Below are 7,699 nucleotides of genomic sequence, written 5' to 3'. Positions count from 1 at the left end.
CGTTCCCGTCGTCGACCATCCAGTTGCGCGGCGTGTTGTCACAATGCGCCGGCACCAGCTCGACCGTGCCGAGATGACAAGCTGCCGAGGCGATCTTGCGAGCCGCGTCCAGGTCCTGCGGCGCTACCAGCTGCTGTGCGCGCGCCGACCAGGTATCGAAATCTGCCAGCAGCGTCTCGCCGTAGCCCGTCGTGGCGTCAGGTTCCTCGGCGGCGTGCAGGCGAGCCACGACCCGACCGGCGTGACGGTGCACCAGCGGGTCACGGTCGCGTCCGGCGGCGGTGGCGGTGGAGCCCGGGGCGTGCACTTCACGAGCAAACGAGGAAGCGCGATGCACTCGCTTGACCACCACGTCCCCACGGTCGGTGCCTACCTTGTATACGGCGGACGCACCGTGCGGCCACGACCAGTCCTCGATGCTGCCCGTCGGCCGTGCCCACTGCTCCACCACCCGCAAGATATCCCGTTCAAGCGGCGAAGGGCGCTCCGAAACGGGCATGCCGACCAGCGTCTCACAACCGGCGGACGGGCATATAGTTCTTGTTTCTCGAGGGTTTTCTATCAAATTCCAGGCTGGAGGTGATCAGCTTGACCGACGTGAACTGGACGCCGCTTCCGGTGCCGTGGGCCGTACAGACGCCCGATCGCATCCCCAAGCAGCGCTACTACGACCCGGAGTTCTACGCGCTGGAGAACGAGATGTTCTGGCCGCGGGTGTGGCAGATGGCGTGCCGGCTCGAAGAGATACCCAAGCCCGGCGACTTCGTCGAGTACGAGATCCTCGACGAGTCGATCGTCGTGGTGCGCGTCGACGCCGAGACGGTGCGCGCCTATCACAATGCCTGCCGCCACCGCGGGGTAAAGCTGGTGGAAGGCAACGGGAATCGGCGTACCTTCGTGTGCCCCTTCCATGGCTGGTGCTGGGGCATCGACGGGCGCAACACCTTCGTACTGCGGCCCGAGGAGTTCGACGAGCACAACTTGCGCCCCGAGGATCTTCGTCTGGTCCCGGTGCGATGTGAGCTCTGGGGCGGCTGCGCGTGGATCAACCTCGACGACGATGCCCCTGGATTGCGGGACTGCTTCGAGCCGTTCGCAACGATCTATGACGCCTGGCACGTGGAGTCGATGCGCGTCGAGTGGTGGCAGTCGTGTCGGCTTCCGGTGAACTGGAAGCTGGCGACCGCGGCGTTCATGGAGGGCTATCACGTCCCGCAGACCCACCCGCAACTGCTGCCGACGAGCATGCCAAAGCAGCCCAGCAGCTCGAAACCACCGGGGCTGGCCCAGACCAACCTGTACTTCATGCGCACCCTCGGCGAAGGCATGGCCGGCATGACGCATGAGAACGACGTCCGCATCGCCGAAGGTCTGCAGGACATGGAGCTGCCGGCCGATCCGGCGGCGGCGATGGCCCTGTGGCGCAGCACCCTCAACGACGCCATCGTGCACTGGCATCGCGCCCGTGGCTGCGACATGCCCGACCTCAACGAATTGCAGCGGCGCGGCATCACCGAGGCGATCAATTTCGCCTTCCCACACTACTTTCTGCTGCCGCAGTACAGCAGCGCCTCGTCGTACCGGATCCGCCCGCTCGGTCCCGAGGAGACGCTGTTCGAGATCTGGTCGCTCACCCGCATCCCACCGGACCAGATCACCGGCAAGCCGACACCACCGGAACCGATGGCACCGGATGACCCACGCTGGCCGCCGATCCCCGCCCAGGACTTCTCCAATCTGCCCAAGCAGCAGAAAGGCTTGCACTCCAAGGGCTTCGAGTACATGAGATTGTCCAGCAAGATCGAAGGGCTGATTTCGAACTTCGAACGCGTCATCGACGGGTTCCTCGCCGGCCTGCCGTACGAGACCCTGCTGCCGGCAATCCAGAAGACCAACACCACCATTGACGTACCGATCGCCGATTTGGGGTTCAACACAAGTGTGGGGGCACAATGACGACGAACTGGGACCGCTCGGTCGACCTGCTGATCGCCGGCAGCGGCGGCGGCGGGATGGCGGCGGCACTGGCCGCGCTCGACTCCGGGATCGAGCCGCTGGTAATCGAAAAGCAGTCCCTGGTGGGTGGTTCCACCGGACTCTCCGGTGGCATGGTGTGGCTGCCCAACAACCCGCTGATGCGCGCCGATGGCATCCCTGACTCGCACGAGGACGGCCTGGCCTACTTCGACGACGTCGTCGGCGACATCGGCCCTGCTTCGTCGCCGGCCCGCCGCGAGATGTTCCTGAGCGCGGGCTACGAGATGATCAACTTCCTGACGCACAAGGGCGTTCGGTTCGTCCGGTGTCCGGGCTGGAGCGATTACTACCCTAATCACAAGGGCGGCAACGAAGCTGGTCGCGCGATCGAGGGTGTCCCGTACGACTCGGCAGCGCTGGGAGATTGGAGCGACAAGGTCCAGCCGTCGATGAGCAAGAGCTACGGCGGGTTCGTCCTCATGACGAACGAACTGCGCTCCGTGCAGTATTTCAATCGGTCACCGCGGGCCTTCGCGGTGGCCACCCGGGTGTTCGCGCGCACTAGGGCGGCCCGGCTGCGCCGTCGTGAGATGCTCACCAACGGCGCCTCACTCATCGGTCAGCTGCTCAAGGCGCTCATCGACCTACGCGGCGAACCGCCCATCTGGACCGAGGCCGCAATGGAGGACCTCATCGTCGAGGACGGCCGCGTCGTCGGCGCGCGCGTCACTCGTCACGGCACCGCGCTGAACATCGAGGCGCGCAAGGGCGTCCTGCTCGCGGCGGGCGGCTTCAGCCGCAACGCGGACATGCGCCGCCAATACAGCGGCGACCAGCCCAACGAGGCCAAGTGGTCGATTGCCAACGCCGGTGACACCGGCGAGGTGCTGCAGACCGCGATGCGGCTGGGCGCGCAAACCGACTTGATGGACGAAGCCTGGTGGCTGCCTTCGGTTTTCATCGCCGACGGCGGTGATGCCGCGCGGGCGCTCGGCAGTGGCCGGCAGCGGCCCGGGGCGATCTACGTCGACGGGACCGGCCGGCGGTTCTGCAACGAATCGAACTCGTACGTCGAGGTGGGCAAGGCGATGTATGCCCACAAGGCGGTGCCGTGCTGGATGGTCTTCGACGAGGGCTATATCGGCAGATACGTCTCTGGCGCGAACCCGTTCAAGAAGCGGCGCCTTCCCGAAGAACTGATCGAGCGCGGCGCGGTCCTGCGCGGTAGCACCATCGGCGACCTCGCACAAAAGATGGGTGTCCCGCCCGACGCTCTGTCGCAGACGGTGCAGCGCTTCAACGGTTTTGCCGCCAAGGGCCTGGATCCCGACTTCGGGCGGGGCCAGTCGGCGTACAACGACTGCCTCGGTGATCCCGGGTACCGTCCGAACGCCGCGCTCGGTCCGCTCGAACAGGCCCCGTACTACGCCACCAGGGTTCTGCCCGCCGACGTGGGGACGTGCGGAGGACTGATCGCCAACGAACACGCCCAAGTGCTCGACGAGAACGACCGGGTGATCGACGGGCTTTATGCGACAGGCAATATCACGGCGACGGTGATGGGCCGCAATTATCTGGGCGCCGGCGGCAGCATCGCGTACACGATGGTGTTCGGCTACGTCGCCGCCCGTCACGCCGCCGGCCGCTAGGCCTTTGCCGAGCGTGAAGCCAGCTTCACGTTGGGGCTCGAACGTGAAGCTGGCTTCACGCTGGGGCGGGGCCGTCGGTCTGCTCGCCCTCAATGAATTCGCGTGGCTTCTTCCCGGACTGGATGAGCTCGGCTCGTCGCGCCTGCACATCGGATGCCGCGCCGACCATATTGGTCAGGATGTGACTGACCTGCAGGTGCACTCGCATGCCCATCAATTCCCAGGCCCGCTTCACGTTGTTCTTCACCGCCATCAGCGTGGTCAACGGGATTTGGGCGATCTTGCGCGCCATCTCCTCGACGGTGTCTTCGAGGTCTTCGCGCGGCACCACCTTGTTGAGCAGGCCCCAGTCCAGTGCTTGCTGCGCGGACAGCGTCGGCGCCAACAGCAGCCAGTCCATGGTCCGGTGCCAGTTCATCAGCAGCCACGGCTCGATCATGGTGTGGCCACCGGGCTCGCCGAGGCTCTGGGCAAGTGGCATCTGGAAATACGCGTCCTCGGATGCGACGCAGAAGTCGGTCAGCAGACCCAGGTAGATCCCGCCGCCCATGCAATAGCCGTGAATCTGCGAGATCGTCGGCTTCGGGAATTCCCACAGATACAGCGTCGGCCACAAGAACAGGTCTGCAGTGCCCTTGTACAGATCCTCGAAGGTATTTCCGAAGTCCGGGTAAGGGTTCTCGTCCGGGCCCCATCGGGCCACGTGCCCGCCGCAGAAGCCTTTGCCATTGGCCTTGAGGATGACGACCTTGATCTCCTTGTCGCGGTCGGCCTCGTGCAGGCAGTCGTCGACTTCGGTGACCAGGACCGAATCCTTGGTGTTGGCCTTGTCAACTCGGTTCAGGATGATCCGCGCTATCGGCGGTTCGCGTTCGTAGATGACTGCTTCGAGCACACGCCGCTCCATGCCGGTGACAATACCGGACAGCGGCAGGTCGGCTTATAGCGACCGGCTGATGATTTCCTTCATGATTTCGCTTGTGCCACCGTAGATCTTGTTGACCCGCGCGGCCGCGTAGGCGCGTGCGATGGGGTATTCCATCATGTACCCGTAGCCGCCGAAGAACTGCACGCACCGGTCGACGATGGCAACCGCTTTATCCGCGGCGACCAGCTTGGCCATCGACGCGGTCGCCGCATCGTTGTTGCCGTCGATGTACTCCTGGATGCAGTAGTCGACGGTGGTCTTGACCGACAGCGTCTCGGCTTTGAGCTCAGCGAGCTGAAACCTGTTGTGCTGAAACTCGATCAGCGGCCGGCCGAACGCCTCGCGCTGCTTGGTGTAGCGGATCGCTTCCAGCACTGCGGCTTCGGCCATGCCGGCGCAACCCGCGGCGATGATGAGCCGTTCGCGTGCCAGCTGGTCCATCAGCTGGTAGAAGCCTAGCCCTTCGCGGTCTCCGAGTAGGTTCGCTGCCGGTACCCGCATGTCGGAGAAGAACAATTCGCGAGTGTCCTGACCATGCTGACCGACCTTCTCCAGCACCCGCCCGCGTTCGAAGCCCTGCAGGTTCTCGTCGGTCTCGGCGACGATCAACGAGACTCCCGCCGCGCCCTGCGCGGCATCCGTTTTGACGACGATGACCAATAGGTCGCAGTGAGTTCCATTGGAAATGAATGTTTTTGACCCGTTGATCACGTAGTGCGAACCGTCGCGGACGGCGGTGGTGCGTACCGCCTGCAGGTCAGAGCCGGTGCCCGGCTCGGTCATCGCGATCGCCAGCACGGCGTCGCCGCTGATGATTCGTGGCAGCCACCGTTGCTTCTGGTCTTCGGAGGCATAGCGGTTGATGTAATGGGCGACGATCGGTGAGTGCACTGCCCAGCCGGAGGCGGTGTCGTGCGCCAGAGATAATTCTTCTGCGACAACGGCCGAATAACCGAAGTCGCCCCCTGCGCCGCCGTAATGTTCGGGCAGGTCCAGTCCAAGCAATCCGGCGTCGCCCAGCTTGTTCCAGAACTCTCGATCGACGTGGTGCTGGCTGGCCCATCGCTCCTGGTTCGGCGTGGACTCCTTGCGCAGGAACTCGGCGGTGTGCTTGCGCAGTTCGCGGTGCTGGTCTGTCTCCCAGCTGGCCCGATAAGCGGGAAATAGCGCGGACACGGTCACCTCACTGTGATGATTTGAACCCCTTGCCGATGGACGATACAAATGTACCGTTTACTAGTCAACTGACTTGCTCAGTAGCGAAGGAGTAGGGCATGGCCAATCCGCGGGCGGCGAACGACGACCTGACCGCCAAAGCCCGGATTCGCAATGCGGCATTGGACCTGTACGCGAAGTTCGGTGAAGACCGAGTGTCCTTGCGTGCCGTCGCAACCGAGGCCGGGGTAACCCTCGGCCTGGTCCAGCATCACTTCAAGACCAAAACCGGGCTGCGCGACGCGGTCGATCAGCTCGTCGTCGACTACTTCGCGCAGGCCATCGCCGAGGTCCCTGATCAGGGCGGGCGTGGGAAGCTGTCGGCCGCCCGCGACGAGGCGGTGCGGCGCATGCTTCGCGACAACCCGGCGGTGGTCAACTACGTCCGGCGCTCGGTACTGGACGCATCGGACGATCGAACGCATCTGCTGGATGTCCTCGTTGAGCTGACTCAGCGCGAGGTGACCGCGCTGCGCGACGCCAAACTTGCTTCCACCCGGCGTCGCGAATCGACCCAGGTCGTCGCGGTGATGGTGCGACAGATGGGGGAATTGCTGCTGCAGCCGTTGGTGGACGCGACGTGGGACCGGGTCGCGCGCCCTGGCCACGGGGCGAAGCCGCGGCTGTCGGTCACGGTTGAGGACGGCTGACCGTTAGGCGCGCGCCAAAATCCATGCGGTGCCGTCGCCTTCGCCGGCGGCAATCAGATCGAGTTCGCCGAACGCGGTGGCCAACTCGCCGGGCGCGGCGCGGAATGGCCCTGGGGCAGCTCCCACTTCGCTGAGCACGGCGATCGCCAGTAGCCCGCCCGGCGCCAGGCGCTCGATGATCGCCCGGTCCAGCCGACGGTCCCGGAACTTGTGGCAGAGAATGGCGTCGACGGGCGGCCCGTCCGGCAAACCGTCGTCGAGATCGATCACCTCGAAGTGGCAGCTGTCGCCAAAGCCGTTGCGCCGGGCCAGATCTCGAGCATGACCGATGGCCACCGGGGAAATGTCCAGGCCCAATACATTCAGGCCGCGCCGGGCCAGCCAGACCGTGCCGAGGCCCTGGCCGCAGGCCAGATCAAGGGCTAGGCCGGAGCTCGGGAAAGCCTCTGCATAAGGCGCGAAAATGGCCGGTGGCCCAACCGCATTGACGGCTGGCTGTGCCTGGTTCGCGTAACGGTCGTCCCAACGGCGGCGGTCGTCGTCTGTCACGGCGCTGGCGGAGCAGCACGGGCGAAATCGCAGGACATTGCTGGCGCCATCCGACCTCCGCTGCGCGTCTGTGCCCGGACTACCCGGTTGGTCAACAATAAGTTGCCATGGCCCTGCGGGCTCCGAGAGAACCGTCGGGCGAAGTGCGCTCATAAGTTACGCACAGATTCAACCTAAGCTCCGCGGCGTAAAATTGAACTTCGTCGAGGGGTCGCTACGAACGTTAGGTTCCCGACGGGGTGGCACGAAAATGAATATCAAGCAGCTGGCCGCAGGCGTGGCGATCGCTGCAGCGATTAGTGGTGTTGCCAATTACTCTCTCGGCGTTCCAGTCGTCGGCTTGGGTTTGGGTGTCGCGAACGCTGCGCCGGGGGGACCGGGTGGACACGGTGGGGGCGGCGGACCCGGGCCAGGGCCGGCACCACATGGCGGTGGTCCCGGTGGCGGCGGTCCGCCGGCCGGTCCCCATGCTGGTGGGCCCGGTGGTGGGCCCGCGGCTGGACCGCACGGCGGTGGGCCCGGTGGTGGACCGGCGGCCGGACCGCAGGGCGGCGGTCCCGGTGGTGGGCCCGCGGGTGGACCCCATGGCGGTGGGCCCGGTGGTGGACCGGCGGCCGGACCGCAGGGCGGCGGTCCCGGTGGGGGGCCCGCGGGTGGACCCCATGGCGGTGGCCCCGGTGGTGGACCGGCGGCCGGACCGCAGGGCGGCGGTCCCGGTGGGGGGCCCGCGG

At 65.6% G+C, this 7,699-nt stretch carries 8 protein-coding genes; 4 read left to right on the top strand and 4 right to left on the bottom strand.

All coding sequences use genetic code 11. The features are described from left to right. The coding region (locus VML93_RS01380; protein WP_325606903.1) for a phosphotransferase at nucleotides 1-499 on the bottom strand (499 nt) is incomplete at its 3' end. A 98-nt stretch (nucleotides 500-597) separates the two neighbouring features. Between VML93_RS01380 and VML93_RS01375 the strand changes: the two genes are divergently transcribed. Beyond that, on the top strand, nucleotides 598-1,956 hold the full coding sequence (locus tag VML93_RS01375) for an aromatic ring-hydroxylating dioxygenase subunit alpha (protein ID WP_325606907.1): 1,359 nt from the start codon (nucleotides 598-600) through the stop codon (nucleotides 1,954-1,956). Continuing rightward, nucleotides 1,953-3,626: an FAD-binding protein gene (locus VML93_RS01370; protein WP_325606901.1), complete on the top strand. Its 1,674-nt coding sequence runs from the start codon at nucleotides 1,953-1,955 to the stop codon at nucleotides 3,624-3,626. The genes VML93_RS01375 and VML93_RS01370 overlap by 4 nt, the downstream gene beginning before the upstream one ends. Before the next feature lie 55 nt (nucleotides 3,627-3,681). Here the strand turns inward: VML93_RS01370 and VML93_RS01365 are convergent, their stop codons facing one another. After that, complete coding sequence (locus VML93_RS01365; RefSeq protein WP_325606899.1) at nucleotides 3,682-4,533, bottom strand: enoyl-CoA hydratase-related protein; 852 nt, start codon at nucleotides 4,531-4,533, stop codon at nucleotides 3,682-3,684. 33 nt (nucleotides 4,534-4,566) lie between these two features. Further along, a complete protein-coding gene (locus VML93_RS01360; protein WP_325606905.1) occupies nucleotides 4,567-5,730 on the bottom strand; it encodes an acyl-CoA dehydrogenase family protein in 1,164 nt (387 codons plus the stop codon). A gap of 98 nt (nucleotides 5,731-5,828) precedes the next feature. On the opposite strand from VML93_RS01360, the gene VML93_RS01355 reads away from it, so the two are divergent. Next, nucleotides 5,829-6,419 carry a TetR/AcrR family transcriptional regulator gene (locus VML93_RS01355; RefSeq protein WP_325606895.1) on the top strand — a complete coding sequence of 197 codons (591 nt, stop codon included), beginning with the start codon at nucleotides 5,829-5,831 and terminating at the stop codon, nucleotides 6,417-6,419. A gap of 3 nt (nucleotides 6,420-6,422) precedes the next feature. Here VML93_RS01355 and VML93_RS01350 read toward each other — a convergent pair whose 3' ends face one another. Further along, the gene (locus VML93_RS01350; protein WP_325606893.1) at nucleotides 6,423-6,968 is read right to left on the bottom strand and encodes a class I SAM-dependent methyltransferase; all 546 of its coding nucleotides are present in this window, start codon (nucleotides 6,966-6,968) and stop codon (nucleotides 6,423-6,425) included. A gap of 350 nt (nucleotides 6,969-7,318) precedes the next feature. Between VML93_RS01350 and VML93_RS01345 the strand changes: the two genes are divergently transcribed. Continuing rightward, nucleotides 7,319-7,699: hypothetical protein (locus VML93_RS01345; RefSeq protein ID WP_325606891.1), on the top strand; the 381-nt coding region annotated here is incomplete at its 3' end.

The organism is Mycobacterium sp. (assembly GCF_035499775.1).
Lineage (GTDB): Bacteria > Actinomycetota > Actinomycetes > Mycobacteriales > Mycobacteriaceae > Mycobacterium.
This window is presented reverse-complemented; position numbering and strand designations above follow the sequence as displayed.